A 23528-nucleotide genomic window follows, 5' to 3' on the forward strand; every position below is an offset into this window, starting at 1 on the left:
GCTCAGCCTGCCTTTGCCATCTGCATCAGGGTGACGCGCTGCTGGAGGCGGCGCTGCGCCTGGTCGACCACCACGGCCACGATGATCACGAGCCCCTTGATCACCATCTGCCAGAAGGAGCTGACCCCCATCATCACCAGACCATCCGACAGAATACCGATCACGAAGGCGCCGATGATCGTGCCGCCGATCGTGCCCCGCCCGCCCGACATGGATGTACCACCCAGAACGGCCGCCGCAATGGCATTCAGCTCAAGATTGGTGCCGGTCGCCGGATGGGAGGCCATCAGTTCCGAGGAGATGACGAGGCCGACGATGGCCGCGCAGAAGCCGGAGAACATGTAGACGAACATCTTCACGCGGTTGACGCGGATGCCGGACATGCGCGACGCCCGCTCATTGCCGCCGACGGCGAAGATATGCCGGCCGAGCGGCACGAAGCGGGCGAAATAGGCCGCGCCCAGCGCCACGACGATGAGGATCCAGACGGAGACCGGCAGGCCGAGGATCGAGCCGGAGCCGAGATAGGCAAAACCCTGGTTGCCGAGGTCTTCGCGGCCCGTGAGATTGGGCAGCGTCTGGCCGTCGGAATAGAGCAGCGCCATGCCCCGCGCCACGTAGAGCGTACCGAGCGTCGCGATGAAGGGCGCCACATTGAGGCGGGTGATCAAGAGGCCGTTGACCGCGCCGATGACGATGCCGACGATGGCCACGATGATCGCCACCTCGACGACGTTGAAATAGACCGTGTAGCCGAGCGGCAGCGCCACGCCATACATGATGAGGCCACCCGCGATCATGCCGCACAGGCCCACGATGGAGCCGACCGACAGGTCGATGCCGCCGGTGATGATGACGAAGGTCATGCCGATGGCAAGGAAGGCGTTCTGCGTCGCGTGCTTCGACATCAGGATCATGTTCGCGGTCGACAAAAAATTCGGCGCGAAGATCGAGAAGAAGATGATGACCGCAAAGAGCGCGATGAAGGTGCGAAGCTTCATCAGCGTGAGCAGGGCGGCGCCGGTGGAAAGGTGGTTGCCGGTGGCGGCAGTGTGCGTTGCTGTCGTCATCACGCATGCATCCTTTTGGTTTTATGTCCCTCTGCGGAGGCCGAAATCACCATGTCCTCGGTGGCGTCCTTGCGGTCCACCACCATGACCAGCCGGCCGTTGCTCATCACCGCGATGCGGTCGGAGAGCGCCATGACCTCTTCGAGGTCCGAGGTGGAGAAGAGGATCGCGAGCCCCTCGCCCGCCAGTCGCCGCATGGTGCGGAAAACGTCCGCCTTGGCGCCGACATCGATGCCGCGGCTCGGCTCGTCCATCAAAAGCACCTTCGGCCCGGTCATCAGCGCCTTGCCGATGACAACCTTCTGCTGGTTGCCGCCCGACATGGAGGTGACGTCGAGATCCGGGTTCTTCGCCTTGATCGAGAGGTTGCGGATCGCGTTGGCAATCGCCTCCTTCTCGCGCTTCAGGTCGATGTGGAAGCCGGCCTTCAGGAACTGGCCGAGGCTCGCCATGGAAAGGTTGTCGGCAATCGACATGGACTGCACGAGGCCTTCGCGCTGCCGGTCCTCCGGGATCAGCGACAGGCCCTCGCGGATGCGCCGGGTCGTGTCGCGCCCCTTCAACTCCTCGCCCTCGACGAAAATCTTGCCGGTGTAATGCTCGTGTCGGCCCATGATGCATTCGAAAAGCTCGGAGCGCCCCGCACCCATCAGGCCGTAGATACCGAGGATTTCGCCCTTGCGCACGCCGATCGAGACGTGATCGACCGCATAGCCGCCCTGCGCACGCGGCAGGCAGATATCCTCCGTGCGGAAGACCTCTTCGCCCGGCGCATGATCGACCTGCTTGGCGAAATCCTTGGCGTCCGAGCCGATCATCGAGCGCACGATCCAGCGCGTGTCGATGTCCTTGACCATGGCATGGCCGGTGATCTGGCCGTCCTTCAGCACGGTGATGTAGTCACCGATGCGCATCAGCTCTTCCAGCCGGTGCGAGATATAGACGATGGCGACGCCGCGCGCCTTGAGATCGGCGATGACCCGGAAGAGCACATCGACTTCCGCCGCACTCAGCGCCGAGGTCGGCTCGTCCATGATGAGGATGCGCGTGTCGAGCGAGACGGCGCGGGCGATCTCGACGAGCTGTTGCTGGCCGATCGGCAGGTCTTCCGCAAGCGTATCTGCTGAAATGCCGGCTTCGAGGCGGTTGAGGAATTCGTTGGCCTTCTCGACCTGCGCCTTGTGGTCGATGCCGCGCAGGCCGCGCGTGATCTCGCGCGTCGCAAAAATGTTTTCGGCGACCGAGAGATTGCCGAAGAGGTTCAGCTCCTGGAAGACGATGCCGATGCCGTGGCGCACCGCGTCTGCCGGGCTGTTGAGATGGATGCGTTCGCCGTCCATCCAGATTTCGCCGAGCGTCGGGCGTTCCACACCGGCGATGATGCGCATCATGGTCGATTTGCCCGCACCGTTCTCGCCGACCAGCACGTTGACCGCGCCCCGCCTAAGCTTCAGGTCCGCCTTCTTCAGCGCAACGATGCCGGAATAGGCCTTGGTGATGTCCTTCAGTTCGAGAATGACGTCGCCGTCGTCGGTGGCGTTCATGTCAGCCTCCGACCGTGATCGTCACGGGCACGAACAGCGGCAGCTGGCCCTTGGCCGGCAACGGATAGGCGCCAAGCGCCTTGATCGTCTTGCCCGTCAGGTTTTCACGGGGCAGCTTTTCAAGCAGCAGGCCGTTCACATGGGTGTTGAACGACTTGCCGTACTGCGCCCATTCGATCTGGTTCTTGAACTCGTTGAAATTCACGAATTTCAGGCTGTCGCGGATCGCCGTGCCGCGGACCGCCGGGCCGATCGCGACGCGCACATCGGCTTGTCTGTCGCCGTCCACATCGACGTCGACATAGCCGGCGCGGGACTTGGTTTCCTCGGCGACGATCACACCGTCGATCTTCGCGGCGAAGGTCCAGGGCGCATTGCCCTGCTTTTCCTTGTGGCCGTATTTTTCAGCGGCCGCATCGAGATTGCTGTTGGCCAGCGCCGAGACCTCCTGGAAAGTGCCGGCACGCTCCTGAAGGAAGGGCACGACCTTGACATCCCAGATATCGGCAACGAGCTTGTCTGGATTGAAGGCACCGGCCGCCGCCTGCTTCTGTTCGTCCTCGGTCTTGACGAATTTGCAGCCGGAAAGCGCAAGCGCGCCGGCGAGCACGAGTGTACAGGCAGCCTGAAACCTTGGCATTCCCAATCTCCGAATAGATAGAAAACGCGAGGCGGGGCTGCACCCCACCTCGCGCCATCGCGGGAGGATTATTCCGAGAGCGCGAAAGTCTCGAGCTTGGCGGCGTTGTCGGCGGTGATGAGCACGCAGTCCATCAGCTGCTTCTCTTCGGCCGGGCCCTTGCCGGTCTTGATGTAGGTGTCTGCCTGGGTCACGGCGAGCTGGGCCTGGGCGTAAGCCGGCTGCATGACGGTCGCCTTGATGCCGCCTGCCTTGATCGAGTCGCGCACGTCGTTGGACCCGTCGAAGCCGACGACGATAACATCCTTGCGGCCCGCAGCCTGGAGAGCGGCGATCGCGCCCATGGCCATCGTGTCGTTGCCGGCGATCACGCCCTGGATGTCCGGATTGGCCTGAAGGATGGTCTCCATCTTGGAGTAACCTTCGGTCTGGCTCCAGTTGGCCGACTGCTGGGCGACCATCTTCATGTCGGGATATTCGTCCATGACATCGTGGTAGCCCTTGGAGCGTATACCGGCATTGAGATCGGCTTCGCGGCCGAGCAACTCGACATAGTTGCCCTTCTCGCCCATCAGCTTGACGAACTCTTCGGCACCGAGCTGCGCGCCCTGATAGTTGTTCGAAACGATCTGCGAGACGGCAACGCCCGTGGCGTTGATTTCGCGGTCGATCAGGAAGGACGGGATGCCGGCATCCTTGGCCTTCTGAACGGCGGCGATCGAGGCTTCCGAGCCGGCATTGTCGAGGATGATCGCCTTGGCGCCGCGGCCGATGGCCGTATCGATCAGCTGCGATTGCTTGTTGGCGTCGTCGTCATGCACCAGAACCAGCGTGTCGTAGCCGAGTTCCTTGGCCTTGGCTTCCGCGCCGACGGCTTCCGCCTTGAAGAACGGGTTGTCGTGGCTCGGCGTGATGATGGCGATGAGGTCGGCCGCGAAGGACGGCATGGCGACGCCTGCGGCCATGACGGCAGCAAAACCGACGGTGATCAGTCTACGGGTAATATTCATATGTTCCTCCCGGTTAGACACCGGCTCCCTGCGACCATCCCTCCATTGAACATGGTCGCGCCGGTGCAATCTTTGTCCGGCACACGTGGCGCCGGCAGCGGCGGGCAGCGCCCGCCGGAAATCAGGTGATGCGCTGGATGCTGGCCGCGATTTCCGCGGGCTCGAACACGCGCTTCCAGTCGTCCTTCATCAGCACGGGCTTGCCGAACTCAATGGCCTTGTTGCAGGCATCGGAGAACACGCCGGGCGTCTCTTCGAAGATGACCGCGCCGAGCACGTTCATGTGGCCGAGCAGGAAGTCGCGGGCGGCTTCCTTGGCAACGCCGCGGCGCACGCATTCATCCATGGCTTCGCGCATGACGACGAGCAGCGAGGCGCAGACCGTCTCGGACAGGCCGGGCTCCAGAAGCGCCATCTGCTCGACGGTGACGCGGTGTGAGCGCATGACCGGCGCCCAGATGACCTTGGCGATTTCCTCGCCGAGGCCGTAAGCCTCCTCCGGTCCCTGCATCAGGGCGGACACGATGTGCTGCTTGGCGGCGATGCCGCCGAAGAAATCGCGCTTGGCGGCAGGAACCGTCTCGTCGTTGAAAATCGGCGGATGGCAGGGATGCGTGACGAAATAGGTGAGGTCCGCGCGCTCCGGCAGGTGGCCGGCGAAGGGGGCGGCAGCATCGAGTGCCACAACCATCGTGCCCGGCTTCAACTTGTCGGCAATGCCGGCGGCGACCTTTCCGATCGCCGTATCCGGCACGGCGAGGATGACGACATCGGCACCGTCGAGGCCTTCATCGGCGGAGACGCAGGAGAGACCGAGATCGTCCGAGAGGCGTTTCTGGCCCGCCTCGCTTACCTCGATATGGCGAACATCGAAGCGCGAACCCATGAGATTCTTGGCGAGCCGATAGCCCATTTTGCCGCCGGCGCCGAACAACGCGATCGATGTCATCGAAAACCTCCCTGATGCATGCGGCTGGACAGACCCGTCCAGCCGGAATTTCCTCCGCCGGTTGCCCGGTATGGGTCTATATTTCCCAACTGGTATAACAAGTCAATAACTATCTGTGTGGATATGTGATGTTCATGTGAATGCCACATGGAGGCGATATACCACCAACATCGGAAACAGCTATTAAGCTGTTGAAATAAATCGACTTTCATAGGGAGAAACGCGACGAGCGTCACACGACGCTCGGTTCAATGTCACATCAGATATGGGATGTTCGACGCCTAAAACCGTCAGAGGCGGGCGGCAATCGTTGCGGCGATGAGGGCAAGCGAGATAGCCCCGGCATCGGGATGACCGATGCTGCGTTCGGCAAGCGGGCGCGCGCGGCCAAGCCGCGGCGAGAGCGGCGCGGTGGCCTCCGCCGCCTGCCGGCAGGTCGCGCTCGCCTTCTGCCAGGCGTCCTTGAGGGAAAGCCCGTCCGCCTTGGCGGTTTCCAGCGCGGCGACGAAGGGAACGAAGGCATCCACCAGCGTCTTGTCGCCGGGCTTTGCGCCGCCCAGTCGCATCACATCGTCGAGGGCGATGCGCGCGCCGCGGATCACATCGGCACCCTCGAATGCCGCCTCGTCTGAGAAGGCGGAGCTCCAAGAGCGCAGCAGCAGCCCCCAGATGGCGCCGGACGTGCCGCCGGCACGGTCTGCCCAGGCATCACCGGCCACCGCAAGGGCGCTCCGCGCGCCGGCGCCGGCCGCCACCGCCTTATGGATCGCCTCGCGGGCGGCGGTCGCGCCACGGCGCATGCCCTGGCCGTGGTCGCCATCACCGGCAAAGGCATCGATCCTGCCAAGCTCGGCCTCCGCCTCGCTCAGCGCCGAGAACATGCCATCGAGAATGCCGGCAAGGCAGCGGGCGCTCTCCCGCGACGCCGAGGATGCCGGGCCAAAAACCGGCGCGTCGTCATCGACATCAGGACGAACCGCCGCCGGCTCCGTGCGAAAGGTTTCGCCGCGACGGAAGACCGGCGTGTCGCATGGCGCCAGCCAATAGCGCTCCAGTTCCGCATCGAGCCACAGGATCGTCAACGAGCAGCCCTGCATATCGAGGCTCGTGATATATTCGCCGACCTCGGGCGCCACGAGATCGACACCCGATGCCTGAAGCAGGGTTTCCACCGCGCCCCAGAGCACGAAAAGCTCTTCGTATTTGGTGGCGCCGAGCCCGTTCAGCAGGATGGCCGCGCGGCGCGCGCCGGCCGGGCGCTCGGCCAGAACCGTCTCGACAAGCAATTTCGCCAGCGCCCGCGCAGGCACGATTTCGGCATCGCGGATGCCCGGCTCGCCATGGATGCCGAGGCCGAGCGCCATCGTGCCGCGCGGCACGGTGAAGAGCGGTTCCGTGGCACCCGGCAGCGTGCAACCGCCGAAGGCGACACCAAAGGAGAAGGTCCGGTCATTGGCATGCCGGGTGATACGCTCGACCGCGTCGATATCGAGCCCCGCCTCCGCCGCAGCCCCCGCGATCTTGAAGACGACGAAATCACCCGCGATGCCGCGCCGGCGCAGATGCTGGTCCGCCGGGGCGCTCGCCACATCGTCCGTGACGGTGACGATGCGCACATCGATGCCCTCGGCGCGCAGGCGCTCGGCCGCCACGCCGAAATTCAACACATCGCCGGCATAGTTGCCGAAGCCGAGCAGGATGCCGCCACCGTAATCCGCATTGCGGCACACGCGCGCGACCGCCGCTGTCGACGGTGAGGCGAAGACTTCCCCTGCGACCGCGGCATCGGCCATGCCCGGCCCGACATAGCCGGCAAAGGCCGGATAGTGCCCCGAGCCCCCACCGACGATGACCGAGACCTTGCCCTGCGGCACCGCCGTGGAACGCACCACGCCGCCCTTCACCAGCCGGACATAGCGCCCGTAGACACGGGAAAAGCCCGCAAGGGCGGAGGCAGCGAAGGTTTCGGAGTCGTCGACGATCTTGGTCACTGGTTCCTCCCGCAGGCAATCATGCCCGTGAAGATGCAACAGGGACGGCGCGGAGAAAAGAGCAAAGACGCCAGCTTGAACCGTGAAACCTCAAAGGCTTACGCGGTTGAAAACCGTCAGATGTTCGGCAATCGCGGCAATCTCCGTGGCGCGGCGCCCCGCATCCCAACCGAGCGCGGGCGCGGCGACATCGGCAATCTCGTTCAAGCCTGCCGCGGTTACCTTGCCTTCGATGGCGAGCGTCGTGCGGCGCAGAACGATGTCGGCGAGATGCTCGACCATTTCGTTACGCACAATCCAGTCGATCTCCGCGCGCCCATAGCCATCGACTTGGTGTAGCGGCGTATCGCCGACCTGCGCGATATGGGCGAGCACCGCATCGGCCGTCGTGCCGTAGCGGGCGAGAAGGGCTTCGACGCGCTGGGCGGGCAGGCCGCTCTTCGCCGCGCGCTGGGAAATCCAGGCGCGGCGCGCCGCGTCATCGACCGGGAAGCCGCGCCCGCCGCCGATCGGCAGCATCTGCGTGCTGGTCTTCCGGTTGCGGCCGATCCGCGCCAGGATCGTGTCGGCCACCTCTTCGGCAAAGCCGCGGAAGGTCGTCCATTTGCCGCCGACGAGCGAGATGACCGGGAACGGCCGCCCCTCGCCCGGCTCGGCGACGGGTGCGGAATGGTCGCGGCTGATCAGGCCGGGATTGCTGGCATCCGACGCCGGCAGCGGGCGAATGCCGCTATAGGCGTAGACGATCTGGTCGCGGCTGAAGTCCAGCCTCGGCAGGAGCGAGCTGAGGCTGGCGAGGAAATAATCGACCTCGTCCTCCTCGCAGCGCACCGTCTCCGGGTTGTCGGCCTTGATATCCGTCGAGCCGACGAGCGCGAGGCCAAGGAAATCGTAGACGAGGCAGATGCGGCCATCGTCCGCCTCGAAATAGATCATCCGGCCCTTCAGGCTCTTCACCAGCGCGGGGTGCCTCAGCAGGATATGCGAGCCCTTGGTGCCGCCGATCAGTTTTCCCGAAATGCCGAGCGTCGCGTTGACGGCATCGATCCATGGCCCCGCGCCGTTGACCACGATGTCGGCGCGAACGTTGCGCTCACCGCCATTCGGACCCTGTAGGCGGAGTACGCCCTCCTCCTGCCCGAGCAACGTGGTGTCGTTCATCGCAGCCGAAGCCGAGCTGGCATCGAGACCGTCGCGCACCAGCTCCCAGACGAGACGTTCCGGCCGGCTGATCTTGGCGTCGTAATAGATCCCGCCCGCGACGATGCGCGGGGTGATTTCCGGCATTTCCGCAAGCGCCTTGCGGCGGAAGAAAAACTGGTGCTTCGGCATGACGCGGTGGCGCGCACCGTAGAGATCGTAGAGCGCAAGGCCGATCTTGATGAGCACAGCGCCCCGGCTGCGCGGCGCCGTCGTCGAGCCGAACAGCGTGCGCAGGGCCGCGAATGCGCCTTTCATCAGCGAGAAGGAGGGAATGAAGGTCGGCAGTGCCTCGACGCAATGCGGCGCGTTGCGCAAAAGCAGGTTGCGCTCCAGCGTCGACTGCGCGACGAGGCCGAGTTCGCCGGTCTCCAGATATTTGATACCGCCATGGATGAGGCGCGAGGGGGCCGCACTGGTGCCGGAGCCGAAATCGGCCTTGTCGACGATGAGGCATTTCAAGCCCTGCAGGCAGAGATCGCGAAAGAGCCCTGCCCCGTTGATGCCGGCGCCGAGGATGATGACGTCGAAAGTCTCGACCGTGGTATCCGTCATGATGGGCATTCCTGTCATTTCCCGGCACCAAGACGCCGCAGCACCGGCCAGAGCGGCTTCATGGCCCCGGCGAGATCGAGGAAGACCCGGTATTTCTCGTCATAGGCTTTTTGGCGGTTAGGATCCGGCTGGTAGGTGGTTTCGATCGAGGCGAGATCGCGCGGATCGTCGGTCGGCGAGGCAAACAGCCCGGCGCCGACACCCGCGCAGAGCGCAGCACCCCAGGCGGCCGCCTCTTCCGTGCGCGTCGCCGTGACCGGCAGGCCAAGGATATCGGCAAAAAGCCCGGCCATGGCGGGATTGCGCGAGATGCCGCCGGTCAGGCGGGCCGATGTAGGTGCAAAGCCGTCGCGCAGCGCATCGACATGGACGCGGTGATTGAAGGCGATGCCCTCCAGCACGGCGCGCACCAGGTCGCCGCGGTCGTGCCAGGCATTGAGGCCGTAGAAACCGGCGCTGGAGGCGCCGCCGAAGGGCGAGCCGAAGAGGTAGGGGTGGAAGAAGGCGCTGGAGGGACGTTCGCGCGCGACTTCCAATTCCTTGCCGAGGATCGCATGGATGCTCTCGCCCGCGGCCTCCGCCGCCTTGGCATCGGCAGCGCAGAACTGATCGATGAACCAGTCGTAGTTGGCGGTCGAGGCGGGGGAAATGGACATGTTGTTCCATTCACCGGGCAGGATGCCGTTGCGGCAGAACCAGCGGCCATCGACCTTCGGCACCGGCGAGACCGTCTCGTTGATCGAATAGGTGCCGGCGATGACCGCCACCACGCCCTCCCCGTAACCGCCCATGCCGAGCGCCGATGCCGTGACATCGTGCAGGCCGGCCATGACCGGCGTGCCCGCGACAAGTCCGGTCTGACGCGCGGTCTCCGACGTCACACCGCCGACGATCTCGGTCGAGCCCGCCATCGGCGGCTGCCGTCCGGCGAGGCGGTCCAGTCCGAAGAGACGGAAGGCGTCGTCGGCATAGTCCTGCGTCAAAACATTGGTGAAGGACGTGCTGGCTTCCGTGCGGTCAGTGCCGATCGTCCCGCACAGGCAAAAGCGCAGCCAGTCCTTCGCGGCGATGAAATGCGCAATGCGGGCGTAGCGTTCGGGCTCGTAATCGCGGATCCAGCGCAGGATGGCGGAGGGCGCGGAGGCATGCGGTTTCTGGCCGGTGAGCACAAGCGACTGGTCACCGATCTCGCTTTCGTTCCATGCGTCGGCAATCGCATCGGCGCGCGTGTCGAGCGACACGATGGCATTGCCGAGTGGCCGCTTCTCCTCATCGAGCAGATAAATGCCATCGCCATGCGCCGTCGCGGCAATCGCGAGAATATCGGAGGCCGGGCGGCCACAGGCGGCGACCGCCTCGCGGATGGCATCCGCCGTCGCGGCCCACAGGCCATCCATGTCGCGCTCGACATGCTGGGGAGCCGGAATGAGCTGAGGAACGCGGCGGCGGGCAATCGCCAGCACGGTTCCATCCGCATCGAAAATCACGGCCTTGGTGACCGTCAGGCCGCTGTCTATACCCATGATGCAGGGCATCGTTGTCTCCATTCTCAAGCGAAGGAGAAACGACACCGGGCATCAGGCATTCCGCGACAGCGGAACCTCAGCCGGACCGTTCCCCATCCGCCACAATGACGTTGATCCCCTTCGAGCGCATGCGCGACAGATGGGAGATCGGGATATCCTCATCGACAACTACGGCGTCGAATTCTTCGAGCGCCGCGAAGTGGTGCAGCGCGCGCCGTTCGAATTTGGTGTGATCGGCCAGCAGCACGCGTTTCGACGAGCTTTCGAACATCGCCCGCTTGGTCGCGACCGTCTCGGGCGACTGGTGGTAGACCACGTCGTCGACGATGGCCGAGAGCGACATGAACACGGTGTCGGCGCGCAGCCGGCGGATTTCGTTGCTGGTGATGTGCCCCATGAAGGCATTGCACCAATGGTAGAACTGTCCCCCGAGACAGATGAGGTTGAGATCGACAACCTCCTTCAGCTCGTTGATCAGCACGAGCGAATTGGTGATGACCGTCAGCGGCACCTTGGCCGGCAGGAAACGCGTCATTTCGTGCACGGTGGTGGCGTCATCCATGAAGATCGCCTGCCCAGGCTCGACGAACTGCATGGCGGCCCTGGCGATCGCCTTCTTCTCCTTGGCCTGCTTGGTAGCGCGATAGGCGTCGGAGGATTCGATCAGGCTGGTGGGTGCGGCCGAAACGACACCGCGCGTCTTGCGGAACAGGCCGCGGCTGACGAGGTCGTCGACATCGCGGTGCGCCGTCATCAGGCTGATGCCGAAGCGCTCGGTCAGGTCCTCGATGCGGATGGAGCCCTCGGCGATGACAGTCTCGGCAATCATCTGGCGCCGCACGAGTTGGCGCGCATGGCGGCTGTCGCTCGGAAGCTCTTCCGAAAGCAAATCCTTGACGTCGACTTTCTTGTTCACGGGAAATCCTGCCATGCTTCGAGGTGAGAGCTTTCGTATCTCGTATCGGGCGGCAAGGAAAATGCCAAGCTGGGCCGGGAGACCCCGGGTATGAGGGCGGGAGCGCCCGAAAAGGCGCTCCCGGTCTCGATTACTCGCTCAGAACGAAGGGAGCGGTGTACTTGTCGACATTGTCCTTGGTGATCAGCAGGCAATCGAAGAGCTGTTTTTCGGTATCGACGCCGGTCGAGCCGTTCTTGATGACGTTGTCGGCCTGCTTGACGGCCGCTTCCGAGAAGACGGCAACCGGCTGGAGGACGGTGTACTGGAGTTCGCCCGCCTTGATGGCCGCAACAGCGTCCGGCGAACCGTCGAAGCCGCCGACCTTGACCTGATCGAGCTTGCCGGCTTCCTTGAGCGCCGCAATCGCGCCAAGAGCCATTTCGTCGTTGCCGCTGATCACGCCGATGATGTCGGGGTTGGCCTGAAGCAGCGACTGCATCTTGGCATGGCCCTTGGTGCGATCCCAGTCAGCCACTTCCTTGCCGGACTTTTCGAGGTCCGGGTACTGCGTCAGCACGGTTTCGTAGCCGTTCGAACGCGTTGCAGCGTTGTTGTCGGAGGGAGCGCCGAAGAGTTCGACATACTTGCCCTTGTCGCCGACCGCTTCGACCCACTGCTGGGCACCGAGGGCAGCACCCTGGGCGTTGTTCGAAACGAGCTGTGCCTTGGCAAGGCCTTCCTGGTTGATCTCGGCATTGACGAGAATGACCGGGATGCCGGCGGCAACGGCCTTCTTCACCGCACCGACCGAACCGTCGGCGTTTGCCGGATCGAGGATGATCGCGACCGACTTGTTGGTGATGGCGGTGTCTACGAGGTTGCTCTCGGTGTTGGTGTCACCCTTGTGGGCGCCGACATTGGCCGTGTAGCCGAGGCTTTCAGCGGTCTTCTTGGCAACTTCGCCTTCCGTGAACCAGTAGGGGTTCGACGGATCGTTGACGATGACCGTGATCAGGCCTTCGGCCCAGGCAGAGCTGAACAGCAGCGGCATGACGGCCGTTGCCGCGAAGAGAACTCGCATACCTTTTTTAAACATGGTCTCACTCCCTTTGTTGAGTTCGATTGCGCCGATTTTCGGCAATACTTTCCGCTCTCGGGCCACTCGATGGTCCGCCTCTCCCGACAGCAGTCCGTTGGTGTCGGTCGCCGCTGGTCTCAGCGGCGGCCGTATTTCACGCTGTTCAAGAGAACAGCGGTAACGATGACGGCGCCGGTGAAAACCGTCTGCCAGTAGGCGGAGACGCCGATGATCACGAGGCCATCCGAAAGGAAGCCGATCACGAAGGCGCCAAGCATGGTGCCGATGACCGTGCCGCGGCCACCGGTCAGTGCCGCACCGCCGATGACGACGGCGGCGATTGCCGTCAGTTCATAGGTGGTGCCGGCGGTCGGGCCTGCGGAGGTCAGCTGCGAGGAGAGAACGAGGCCGGCGACGGCGGCGCAGATACCGGAGAGTACGTAGACCGTGATCTTGACGCGCTTGACCGGCACGCCCGACAATTCCGCCGCACGCTCGTTGCCACCGGAGGAATAGAGCCAGCGACCGAAGGCAGTGCGGGCGAGCAGGACGTGGCAGGCGATGGCGAAGACGAAGAGCACGAGAACACCGATCGGAACGCCGGCCAGACGGTTAAAGCCGAGCCAGTCGAAACCGGTATTGCCGAGTTCCGGGCGGCCGCCGAGATTGTTGTAGGTGAGACCGTTGGTCATCAGCAGTGCGATGCCGCGGGCGACATAGAGCACGCCGAGCGTCGCAACAAAGGCCGGCACCCGCAGATAGGCGATGAGCACACCGTTCACCGCGCCAACGACAGCGCCGAGCAGGCATGTCAGCACCACGACGACCCAGACCGACGGGTAGAGGATGATGCCGAGCTGCGGCAGCGTCACGCCCTGCATCAGGAAGCCCGCAACGACGCCGGCAAGCCCCAAGGTCGAGCCGACGGAGAGGTCGATGCCGCCGTTCAGGATGACCAGCAGCATGCCGATGGCGAGCAGGCCAAAAATGGCGACATGCGAGGCCATGATCAGGAAATTGCTGACCGTGAGATAGTTCGGCGACATCAGCGAGAAGACGACGATGATGGCGATCAGCGCGAAGAAGGCGCGGCCCTCGAACAGCAGCTCGATCAGGCTCTTCTTGCGCTTGCCGCCGCTTGCCGCTGCCTTGGTCTGGATTGCAGGTGTGACTGACATGGCTTCAGCGCTCCTAATGGGCATGCACGGCTTCGCCCGAGGCGGCCATGATCTGTTCTTTGGTCACGTCGGGACCGAATTCGGCGGAGATGCGGCCACGCCGCATGACGATGATGCGATGCGCGATGCTGAGGCATTCACCGACTTCCGAGGTCGTGTAGACCACGGCAAGCCCCTGCCTGGCGCGCTCGGCCAGCAGCTTGAAGACTTCCGCCTTGGCGCCGATATCGATGCCGCGGCTCGGCTCGTCGAGCAGGATGACTTCGGGGTCGGTCGCCAGCATCTTGCCGATGACCACCTTCTGCTGGTTTCCGCCGGAGAGCGAGCCGATGGGGGCCGCCCCGCCATCCGTCTTGATATGCACCTTGCGGATCGCATTATCGACGAGCCCGACTTCGCGCGACGTGGAGGTGAAGAGGCCGCGCGTGAAAGCGCCGAGGCTGGCAAGCGAGAGATTGCGGCCGACGGTCATGGTCTGCACCAGGCCATCGCGCTGGCGGTCTTCCGGCACGAGCACGAGGCCGTCGTGGATGCACTGCGCGATCGTCTGGCCGGTGACGTCCCTGCCCTTCAGCATGACCCTGCCGGCGGTCGCCTTCAGGCGGCCCGCGACGGTTTCGAGCAGCTCTGTGCGGCCGGCGCCCATCAGGCCGTAGATGCAGACGATTTCGCCGGCGCGCACCGACAGCGACATGCCGTCAACGACCGAATAGCCGGCGCCGCCCGGATCGGGAACGGTCAGCCCTTCGATGGCGAGCGAGACGGGACCCATATCATAGCCGGTCGGCGGTGAACCGAGGTCGAAATTGTCGCCGACCATGTGGCGCACGATCCATTCGAGATCAATGTCCTTGCGCTCGGCATAGGCCGTCATCGTGCCGTCGCGTAGCACCACCGCATGATGGGTGATCTGCAGGGCCTCTTCGAGGTGGTGCGAGATATAGACGATGGAGACGCCGCGGCTGGTGAGGTCGCGGATGACCTTGAACAGCACCTCGACCTCGGAGGCCGACAGCGCCGAAGTCGGCTCATCCATGATGAGAATGCGCGAATTGACGGAAAGCGCACGCGCGATCTCGACGATCTGCTGCTGGCCCAGCCGCAAGTCCTCGACAGGCGTCAGAGGATCGATGTCCTCCTCGAGTTCTTCCATCAGGAGGCGCGTCTGGCGCTCTTCCTCAGCAAAGTCCACGCCCGTCGCCGTCATGATTTCGCGACCCATGAAGATGTTGTCGCGAACATTCATGTTCGGGGCGAGGCTGAGCTCCTGATGGATGATGGAGATGCCGCGGTCACGGGCTTGGGAGGATGACGCGAAAACGACCGGCTCCCCATCGAGAACGATTTCGCCCGATGTTGGCTTGACCACACCGGACAGGATTTTCATCAGCGTCGACTTGCCGGCGCCGTTTTCGCCGAACAGGGTCGTCACCTGCCCGCGATGGATATCGAAGTTCACGCCCTTGAGGGCATGGACGCTGCCATAGGATTTCGCCACGTTGCGCGCGGCAAGCACCACTTCACCTTTAGGGCCGGCTTGCGGTATCGCGCTCATTGGACGTCGAACCTCACGGGGGTGACGATCCAGCTCTTCGGATTGACGAGCTTGAAGACACCGATGACGGAAACGGTCTTGCCGGAAAGGGCGGCCGGGTCGATGCCGCCGAGAACGACCTTCTTGACCTTGTTGTTGATGGCCGAGCCGGCGTCCTGGTATTCGATCTGGTTCTTGAACTGGCCGAATTCGATCTGGCCCGTCGCATCGCGCAGGTCCGTGCCGTTCAGTGCCGGACCGGTCTGGACGCGCAGCGTCAGTTCGGCCGGAAGGCCTTCGACGGCGATGACATTGTAGTTCGCCTTGCGCTCGCCGATCACGCCGGTGAACTTGACCGGGAAGACCGGGCCGGTGGAGGTCTTGACGCCGTATTTCTCGCTGGCCGCCTTCTTGTCGGCAGCGATGGCCTGCGCCAGCTCGACCGCATCGGCGGCGCGCGTCTCGACACTCTGCTTGATGAGCGGGAACTGCTCCGTGCCGAAGGCTTCCGGCGAGAATTTCTGAACCTGAACGTCGGCTTCCGAGCCGATCTGCACGATCTTGGTGTCGAAGGCCATGGCGCCGACCAGCCCGACGGCGGCGGCGATGCCGATCCAGCGATAGCTGCGGGCAGGCTGGGACGATTTCGGGAGCGTGGCGTCAGTCATGTGGGTAGGCCTTGCGGTTGAACGTTGGAAGCGTCAGCGGTGGCGCCGGGAGGGGTTTGGCGACAAGACGCGCTGAGAGACACATCTATGGCGCCGCGGCCTGATATCGATGCCTTCCAAACAGAACATGTCATGAAGTCCTCCCCATGAACGGCGCCGGCCGGATCTCCTCACCCACCTTGCGCTGCAGTGCACACTTTTTCGCAATTGCGATATATATGTGTGATATGTCCCAATATGTACGTTAACTTATCACAAGCTGTCAACCGATGTTTTTCGGCCACTTCAAAACAATTCAGTTTCCTTCCTCCGCCGACACGCCGCACCTTACAGTCGCACGGTGCATGCACTCACTTGCGTGGTCGGGGCATCAGGCACCCCTTATAAGGAATCCGCGAGGATAAAATTTCATTGTTTTTGCTTAATAAAACTCAGAATTCAGGCATCCAGACGAAATCAAAAGCTCTGCCGATCCACCAGTTGACCAACAAGGCGCCCACGACGCGACTTCCGCAATGAGGCCTTTCTTAGACATCCAGCATAACTGAAAAATAATTCGTTGTGCGAAAAATTTTACGAGACATGTGATAACTTTATGGTATGTTTTATCGTGAGGTTCGCGAGATCTCGTGGTACTTTCCTTGAAAGGTTGTGATGACCTTGGCCGGAACGCCGCGCGCTCTGGCGAAAGACAATCGGGAGGATGGAATGCATTGTTTCGGATCAGGCGAAGCGACGCTTGTTGCCGCGGGCTGCGCGGGTGGGCTCCATGGCTGAGACGGCAGACCTGATCATCGGCATCGACGCCGGCACCTCCGTCATGAAGGCCGTCGCCTTCACGCTTTCCGGCCGCCAGATCGCCACCGCCTCCGTACGCAATGCCTACAAGACCAGCGACGACGGTTCCGTTACGCAATCCCTTGATCAGACCTGGCTCGATTGCACGCGTGCGCTGCGCGGCCTCGGCGAAAAGGTCCCTGATCTTGCCGCGCGCGCCGCCGCCATTGCCGTTACTGCGCAGGGCGACGGCACCTGGCTCGTCGGCGCCGGCAACCGCCCCGTCGGCGATGCCTGGCTGTGGCTCGATGCCCGTGCCGCCCCCACCGTCGAGCGCCTTGCCGCCAGCGACGCCGACCGCCAGCGTTTCGAGGCGACCGGCACCGGCCTCAACACCTGCCAGCAGGGCACGCAGCTTGCCCATATGGACCGCTATTTTCCGGAACTGCTTGCCGGCGCGGAAGCCGCCATGCACTGCAAGGACTGGCTCTATCTCAACCTGACGGGCGTGCGCGCCACCGACCCGTCCGAGGTGAGCTTCACCTTCGGCAATTTCCGCACCCGCTGCTATGACGACGACGTGCTCGCCGCGCTCGGCCTGACGCACCGCCGCAATCTGCTGCCCGACGTGATCGAGGGCACGGAAACAACGCATCCCCTGACGGCGGACGCCGCCGCTGCCGCCGGTCTCAAGCCCGGCACGCCCGTCTGCCTCGGCTATGTCGACATGTGCATGACGGCGCTGGGTGCCGGTGTGCGCAGCGAGGGCCGCAACGCCGCCTGCTCCGCCATCGGCTCGACGGGCGTGCATCTTCAAGCGAAATCCGTCGCCGATGTCGTGCTGAATGCCGAGCGCACCGGCTATGTCATCGCCCTGCCCATCCCCGGCGTCGTCACCCAGGTGCAGACCAATATGGGCGCGACGATCAATCTCGACTGGCTGCTTCAGCTCGGCGCCGATCTGCTCGGCGAGTTCGGCGTCACCGTCGGGCTCAGCGACATGATCGGTCGCGTCGATCAGTGGATTGCGGCCAGCAAGCCGGGCAATGTGCTCTACCACCCGTATATTTCCGAGGCCGGCGAGCGAGGGCCCTTCGTCAATGCGCGCGCCCGCGCCAATTTCACCGGCCTTGCCAGCCGCCACCGCTATCCGGATCTCGTGCGCGCCGTCGTCGAAGGCCTCGGCATGGCGACGCGCGATTGCTACGCCGCCATGGGCGCCCTGCCCTCGGAGCTTCGTGTCAGCGGCGGTGCTGCCCGCTCGGCCTCACTGCGCAACACATTGGGTGCCGCCCTTGGCGCCCCGGTGCGCGTCAGCACCCGCGAGGAAGCGGGCGCTGCCGGCGCCTCGATGATGGCCGCCGTCGCCATTGGCGCCTACCGCACGATGGACGACTGCATCGCCGACTGGGTGACGCCGGAGCTTGGCGATGCCGAGCGGCCGAAGCCGGAAGACACCGAACGCATGAACCGCCTCTTCGCCGCCTATTCCGAGGTGCGCCGGGGCATCGCGCCGGCCTGGGACATCCTGGCAGCCCGCTGACGAAACGACGAGTGCGCCGCCCTTCCCGGCTGGCGCTGAAGGAGAACGAGATGAACGAGCCCGAGCTTATTGACCTCTTCGTGATCGGCGGCGGCATCAACGGCGCCGGTATCGCCCGCGATGCGGCGGGCCGCGGCTTGAAGGTCGTGCTCTGCGAAAAGGACGACCTGGCCGAGGGAACGTCGTCGCGCTCCGGCAAGCTGGTGCATGGCGGGTTGCGCTATCTCGAATATTACGAATTCCGCCTGGTGCGCGAGGCGCTGATCGAGCGCGAGGTGCTGCTCAATGCCGCCCCGCACATCATCTGGCCCATGCGCTTCGTGCTGCCGCATAGCCCTGAGGATCGTCCGGCCTGGCTCGTGCGCCTCGGCCTCTTCCTCTACGACCATCTCGGCGGCCGCAAGAAGCTGCCGGGCACGCGCACGCTCGACCTCACGCGCGACCCCGAGGGCACGCCGATCCTCGACCAGTACACGCGCGGCTTCGAATATTCCGACTGCTGGGTGGATGACGCCCGCCTCGTGACGCTGAACGCCATCGGCGCCGCCGAAAAGGGCGCGGTTGTCCTGACCCGCTCGCCCGCCACCTCCGCCCGCCGCGAAAACGGCGCCTGGACGGTCACGACGCAGAACGGTGTCACCGGCGAAACGAGAACCTTCCGCGCAAAGTGCCTCGTCAACTGTGCCGGCCCCTGGGTCTCCGACGTCATCAACCGCGTCGCCGGCTCGAATTCGTCGCGCAATGTGCGCCTCGTCAAGGGCAGCCACATCATCGTGCCGAAGTTCTGGGCCGGGTCGAATGCTTATCTCGTGCAGAACCACGACAAGCGCGTCATCTTCATCAACCCTTACGAGGGCGACAAGGCGCTGATCGGCACGACCGACATCGCCTATGAGGGCCGTGCCGAGGACGTTTCGGCCGACGAGGCGGAGATCGAGTACCTGCTGAAGGCGGTGAACCGCTACTTCAAGGAGAAGCTGCGCCGGCAGGACGTGCTGCATTCCTTCTCCGGCGTGCGCCCGCTGTTCGACGACGGCAAGGGCAACCCCTCCGCCGTCACGCGCGACTATGTCTTCGATCTCGACGAGACCGGCGGTGCGCCGCTGCTCAACGTCTTCGGCGGCAAGATCACCACCTTCCGCGAGCTGGCCGAACGCGGCATGCACCGCCTCCAGCACATCTTTCCGACCATGGGCGGCGACTGGACGGAGAAGGCGCCGCTGCCGGGCGGCGATATGCCAGGTGCCGACTACGAGACCTTCGCCAACAGCCTGCGCGACAGCTATCCCTGGATGCCGCGCAAGCTCGTGCAGCACTATGGCCGCCTCTACGGCACCCGCACCAAGGCGATCGTCGGCAACGCGACCAGCCTTGAAGACCTCGGCCGGCATTTCGGCGGGCAGTTCTATGAGGCGGAGGTGCGCTACCTCGTCGAAAGTGAGTGGGCGCAAAAGGCGGAAGACGTGCTCTACCGCCGCACCAAACACTACCTGCACCTGACGGAAGCCGAACGCGCAGCTTTCGCCGACTGGTTCAACGCTGCCCGCCTTGCTGCGGCCTGAGGTTCCCATGCCGCTGACGCTCTCGCTCAACACCAATCCGCTGGTTAACCGCTTCGCCGATCCCGACGATCTCATTGAGACCGTCGCACGCGACCTGAAACTGCGCGATCTCCAGCTCACGCACGAATTCATCAATCCGAGCTGGAACGCCGCGACGATCCGCCGGCTGACCCGGCAGATGGACAAGGCGCTCCAGCGCACCGGCGTGCGCGTCACCTCCGGCATGACCGGTCCCTATGGCCGCCTCAACCATTTCGGCCATCCCGACGCGGATGTACGCCGCTACTATGTCGACTGGTTCAAGACCTTCGCCGATATCATCGGCGACCTCGGCGGCACCTCCGTCGGCACGCAGTTCGCCATCTTCACCTACAAGGATTTCGACGATCCGGTCCGCCGCGAAGAGTTGATCCGGATCGCCATCGACTGCTGGGCGGAAGTCGCGGACCACGCAAAACGCGCCGGCCTCTCCTATGTGTTCTGGGAACCGATGAGCATCGGCCGCGAATTCGGCGAGACCATTGCCGAATGCATGACGCTGCAGGATCGGCTGACCGCCGCCGACATGGCCATTCCCATGTGGATGATGGCTGATATCGACCATGGCGATGTCACCTCCAGCAATCCCGACGACTACGAACCCTATGCCTGGGCGCGCGCCGTGCCGAAGGTGTCGCCGATCATCCACATCAAGCAGAGCCTGATGGATAAGGGCGGCCATCGTCCTTTCACCGCCGAGTTCAACGCTAAAGGCCGCATTCAGCCGGAACCGTTGCTGAAGGCCTTCGCCGAGGGCGGTGCTGAAAACAACGAGATCTGCCTCGAACTCTCCTTCAAGGAGCGTGAACCGAACGACCGGCAGGTCATTCCTCAGATCGCAGAGAGCATCGCCTTCTGGGCGCCGTTTATCGATACCGGTGCATCCGATCTCAAGCTGGGCTGACCGCATCCGGGCTACTTGCTAAGACTGGGTTGGAAACCGCTTCCGGTTGCTGCGCAGGACAGGACATCGCCGATGACCGACAACGAAGATTCCCTCGCCGTCCGCGCCGCCTGGCTGCATTACATCGGGGGTTTCACGCAATCTGCCGTGGCCAAGCGCCTCGGTATTCCCTCGGTCAAGGCGCACCGACTGATCGCGCGTGCGGTCGCCGAAGGCGTGGTAAAGGTCAGCATCGATGGCGATATCGCCGAATGCGTCAATCTCGAAGTCGAACTCTCCAAGCGCTACGGGCTCGATTATTGCGAAGTCGCGCCCGATGTCGATGACGATGCGCTGGCGTTGACGACGCTCGGACATGTCGGCGCGGATTTCCTGCGGCGCGAGATCGAGCGCGGTGAAGTCGCCGTCATCGGGCTTGGCCATGGGCGCACGCTGTCGGCCGCCGTGCATCATCTGCCCCGCGTCAGTGCCAGCGGCACGCGCTTCGTCTCGTTGCTCGGCGGCCTTACCCGCAACTATGCGGCCAATCCCTATGATGTCATGCACCGTCTGGCGGCCAAGACCGGCACGCAGGCCTATGTGATGCCCGTGCCGTTCTTCGCCAATACGGAGGAGGACCGCGAAGTTTTGCTCTCCCAGCGCGGTGTCAGCGAGGTGTTCAATCTCGCCCGCAATGCCGATCTGAAACTCGTCGGCATCGGCACGGTCGACAACCAGGCGCATCTCGTCACATCCGGCATGTTGCAGCCGAACGAGTTGGAGGAGATCCGGGCCCTCGGCGGTGTCGGAGAACTGCTCGGCCATTTCTTCGACAGCAAGGGCCGCATTCTCGAAACATCCGTGAGTGCACGCACGCTAGCCGCCTCCTTCTCGGAGAAAGGCGGCGACCGGGTCGTCGCAATTGCCGGCGGTCGCTCCAAGACGGAGGCGATCCGCGCCGTGCTGCACAGCCACAAACTCCATGGACTGATCACGGACGAACGGACGGCGCGCACGCTGCTGCAAAGCTCTGCATAGAAGATCACAAAATCACAATTTCAGTGTTATAATATGCCGAAATTGGTGTTATAGAACTGCGGACAGCGGGAGGACGCGGTGAAACGGGAAGAGCGCAGGCAGGAAATCATCAATCTGCTCGTCGAAAGCCGGGCCGTCGAACTCGATGAGATCGCCGCGCGTTTTGGCGTCTCCAAGATGACCATCCACCGCGATCTCGACGACCTCGAACGGGCCGGCGTGCTGCGCAAGGTGCGCGGCGGCGCGACGATTGATGCCGGCACGCAGTTCGAAAGCGATTTCCGCTTCCGCGAATTGCAGGAGGCCGACGTTAAGCGGTCGCTGGCCGAGACGGCCGCCGCGCTTGTCGAACCCGGCATGACCGTGATGATCAACGACGGCTCGATGGCTTCGGTGCTGGGCGATGTGCTCGCGGAAAAGAAGCCGATCACCGTCATCACCAACAATGCCGCGATCATGGAGCGTGCCAAGGGCCTTTCCGGCGTGACGCTGATTTCCGTCGGCGGGGTGTATTCCGCCAAATTCAACGCCTATTTTGGCATCGTCACGGAAGAAGCCCTGTCGCGTCTGCGCGCCGACATCGCCTTCATCTCGGCGCCTGCCGCCTCCGGCCGGCTCGCCTATCACATGGACGAGGCCGTGGTGCGCACCAAGCGGGCGATGATGGCCTCCAGCCGGCAGACCTGCCTCATGATCAACAGCCGGCGCTTCGGCCACACGGCACTGCATGTGCTCGCCGATCTCGCCGAATTCGACACCGTCATTTCAGACAAGAACCTGCCCCACGACACATCCGCCGCGCTTGACGGCGGCAAAACCGTGGTCCGCATCGCCAAGGAGACAACACCATGAGCCAAGGCCGCAACTTCTGGGTCGGCACGAGCTGGAAGATGAACAAGACGCTGGCGGAAGCGAAAGTCTTCGCCGAGGGGTTGAAGGCGGCCGATGGCGGCCGCAATCCCCGCATTCAGCGCTTCGTCATCCCGCCCTTCACCGCCGTGCGCGAGGTCAAGGCGCTGCTCTCCGACACGTCCGTCAAGGTCGGCGCGCAGAACATGCACTGGGCCGACGAAGGCGCCTGGACCGGCGAAATCTCGCCTGTCATGTTGAAGGATTGCAATCTCGATTTGGTCGAACTCGGCCATTCGGAACGCCGCGAGCATTTCGGCGAGACGGACGAGATGGTCGGCCTCAAGACGGAAGCGGCCGTGCGCCACGGCCTCGTGCCGCTGATCTGCATCGGCGAGACGCTGACAGATCGGGAAAGTGGTCGCGCCGACGAGGTGCTCGCCAAGGAAGTGCGCGGTGCGCTCGGAAAGCTCCAGGGCGCCCAAAAGCAGGCCGAAATCCTGCTCGCCTACGAGCCCGTCTGGGCGATAGGCGAAAACGGCATTCCCGCCACCGCCGAATACGCCAATGCCCGCCATGCCGAGATCGCCAAGGTGGCAGAGGATGTGCTCGGTCGGCGCATTCCCTGCCTCTACGGCGGCTCGGTGAACCCTGGGAATTGCGAAGAACTGATCGCCTGCCCCGACATCGACGGGCTCTTCATCGGTCGCTCGGCCTGGAAGGTCGAAGGCTATCTCGACATCCTGGCGCGGTGCGCCGCCACCATCTAACAAGGAGACATACCATGAAACTCGCTATTGCCGGTGACAGCGCGGGCGAAGGCCTCGCCAAGGTTCTCGCCGATCACCTGAAGGACCGCCACGACGTGCACGAGATCTCGCGCACCGATGCCGGTCCGGATGCCTTCTACGCCACCCTTTCCGACCGCGTCGCCTCGGCCGTCATCGCCGGCGAATACGACCGCGCGATCCTCGTCTGCGGCACCGGCATCGGCGT

20 protein-coding genes are annotated in these 23528 nt (G+C 63.8%); 7 read left to right on the forward strand and 13 right to left on the reverse strand.

From position 1 onward, the window contains the following. Positions 1 to 2 precede the first annotated feature (2 nt). The 13 genes from ACOZKU_RS01280 to ACOZKU_RS01340 form a co-directional block, all read right to left on the reverse strand. Positions 3 to 1070 carry an ABC transporter permease gene (locus ACOZKU_RS01280; RefSeq protein WP_421577334.1) on the reverse strand — a complete coding sequence of 356 codons (1068 nt, stop codon included), beginning with the start codon at positions 1068 to 1070 and terminating at the stop codon, positions 3 to 5. Continuing rightward, positions 1070 to 2614 (reverse strand): sugar ABC transporter ATP-binding protein, encoded by a 1545-nt coding sequence (locus tag ACOZKU_RS01285; RefSeq protein WP_421577335.1) that lies wholly within the window; start codon positions 2612 to 2614, stop codon positions 1070 to 1072. Before ACOZKU_RS01285 ends, ACOZKU_RS01280 begins: the two co-directional genes overlap by 1 nt. Position 2615: 1 nt before the next feature. After that, positions 2616 to 3254 (reverse strand): DUF2291 family protein, encoded by a 639-nt coding sequence (locus ACOZKU_RS01290; RefSeq protein ID WP_421577336.1) that lies wholly within the window; start codon positions 3252 to 3254, stop codon positions 2616 to 2618. Positions 3255 to 3322: 68 nt separating this feature from the next. Continuing rightward, entirely contained in the window at positions 3323 to 4264 is a 942-nt protein-coding gene (locus tag ACOZKU_RS01295; RefSeq protein ID WP_421577337.1) for a D-ribose ABC transporter substrate-binding protein, read from the reverse strand. Positions 4265 to 4385: 121 nt separating this feature from the next. Continuing rightward, complete coding sequence (locus ACOZKU_RS01300) at positions 4386 to 5213, reverse strand: phosphogluconate dehydrogenase C-terminal domain-containing protein (protein ID WP_421577338.1); 828 nt, start codon at positions 5211 to 5213, stop codon at positions 4386 to 4388. A gap of 290 nt (positions 5214 to 5503) precedes the next feature. Then, positions 5504 to 7204 carry a dihydroxyacetone kinase family protein gene (locus tag ACOZKU_RS01305; RefSeq protein ID WP_421577339.1) on the reverse strand — a complete coding sequence of 567 codons (1701 nt, stop codon included), beginning with the start codon at positions 7202 to 7204 and terminating at the stop codon, positions 5504 to 5506. 90 nt (positions 7205 to 7294) lie between these two features. Further along, positions 7295 to 8959 (reverse strand): glycerol-3-phosphate dehydrogenase/oxidase, encoded by a 1665-nt coding sequence (locus ACOZKU_RS01310; RefSeq protein WP_421577340.1) that lies wholly within the window; start codon positions 8957 to 8959, stop codon positions 7295 to 7297. 14 nt (positions 8960 to 8973) lie between these two features. After that, positions 8974 to 10494 (reverse strand): FGGY-family carbohydrate kinase, encoded by a 1521-nt coding sequence (locus ACOZKU_RS01315; RefSeq protein WP_421577341.1) that lies wholly within the window; start codon positions 10492 to 10494, stop codon positions 8974 to 8976. Between the two features lie 67 nt (positions 10495 to 10561). Next, complete coding sequence (locus ACOZKU_RS01320; protein WP_421577342.1) at positions 10562 to 11416, reverse strand: DeoR/GlpR family DNA-binding transcription regulator; 855 nt, start codon at positions 11414 to 11416, stop codon at positions 10562 to 10564. A 115-nt stretch (positions 11417 to 11531) separates the two neighbouring features. Then, positions 11532 to 12479, reverse strand: a complete 948-nt coding sequence (locus ACOZKU_RS01325) for a D-ribose ABC transporter substrate-binding protein (protein ID WP_421577343.1) — start codon at positions 12477 to 12479, stop codon at positions 11532 to 11534. A 119-nt stretch (positions 12480 to 12598) separates the two neighbouring features. Beyond that, the gene (locus tag ACOZKU_RS01330; RefSeq protein WP_421577344.1) at positions 12599 to 13639 is read right to left on the reverse strand and encodes an ABC transporter permease; all 1041 of its coding nucleotides are present in this window, start codon (positions 13637 to 13639) and stop codon (positions 12599 to 12601) included. Positions 13640 to 13652: 13 nt separating this feature from the next. Then, positions 13653 to 15194: a sugar ABC transporter ATP-binding protein gene (locus tag ACOZKU_RS01335; RefSeq protein ID WP_421577345.1), complete on the reverse strand. Its 1542-nt coding sequence runs from the start codon at positions 15192 to 15194 to the stop codon at positions 13653 to 13655. Continuing rightward, a complete protein-coding gene (locus ACOZKU_RS01340) occupies positions 15191 to 15841 on the reverse strand; it encodes a DUF2291 family protein (protein ID WP_421577346.1) in 651 nt (216 codons plus the stop codon). The genes ACOZKU_RS01335 and ACOZKU_RS01340 overlap by 4 nt, the downstream gene beginning before the upstream one ends. Before the next feature lie 769 nt (positions 15842 to 16610). Here ACOZKU_RS01340 and ACOZKU_RS01345 point away from each other — a divergent pair. The 7 genes from ACOZKU_RS01345 to ACOZKU_RS01375 form a co-directional block, all read left to right on the forward strand. Beyond that, on the forward strand, positions 16611 to 18161 hold the full coding sequence (locus ACOZKU_RS01345) for an FGGY family carbohydrate kinase (protein ID WP_421577347.1): 1551 nt from the start codon (positions 16611 to 16613) through the stop codon (positions 18159 to 18161). 50 nt (positions 18162 to 18211) lie between these two features. Then, positions 18212 to 19723 carry a glycerol-3-phosphate dehydrogenase gene (locus tag ACOZKU_RS01350; protein WP_421577364.1) on the forward strand — a complete coding sequence of 504 codons (1512 nt, stop codon included), beginning with the start codon at positions 18212 to 18214 and terminating at the stop codon, positions 19721 to 19723. A gap of 7 nt (positions 19724 to 19730) precedes the next feature. Further along, positions 19731 to 20666, forward strand: a complete 936-nt coding sequence (locus ACOZKU_RS01355; protein WP_421577348.1) for a sugar phosphate isomerase/epimerase family protein — start codon at positions 19731 to 19733, stop codon at positions 20664 to 20666. 72 nt (positions 20667 to 20738) lie between these two features. Continuing rightward, on the forward strand, positions 20739 to 21683 hold the full coding sequence (locus ACOZKU_RS01360) for a sugar-binding transcriptional regulator (protein ID WP_314091151.1): 945 nt from the start codon (positions 20739 to 20741) through the stop codon (positions 21681 to 21683). A gap of 78 nt (positions 21684 to 21761) precedes the next feature. Continuing rightward, entirely contained in the window at positions 21762 to 22535 is a 774-nt protein-coding gene (locus tag ACOZKU_RS01365) for a DeoR/GlpR family DNA-binding transcription regulator (RefSeq protein WP_421577349.1), read from the forward strand. Beyond that, positions 22532 to 23302 carry a triose-phosphate isomerase gene (locus tag ACOZKU_RS01370; RefSeq protein ID WP_421577350.1) on the forward strand — a complete coding sequence of 257 codons (771 nt, stop codon included), beginning with the start codon at positions 22532 to 22534 and terminating at the stop codon, positions 23300 to 23302. Before ACOZKU_RS01365 ends, ACOZKU_RS01370 begins: the two co-directional genes overlap by 4 nt. A gap of 14 nt (positions 23303 to 23316) precedes the next feature. Next, a partial coding sequence (locus tag ACOZKU_RS01375) for an RpiB/LacA/LacB family sugar-phosphate isomerase (protein ID WP_421577351.1) occupies positions 23317 to 23528 on the forward strand: 212 nt, incomplete at its 3' end.

This window comes from Shinella sp. M31, from assembly GCF_049199205.1.
Taxonomy (GTDB): Bacteria; Pseudomonadota; Alphaproteobacteria; order Rhizobiales; family Rhizobiaceae; genus Shinella.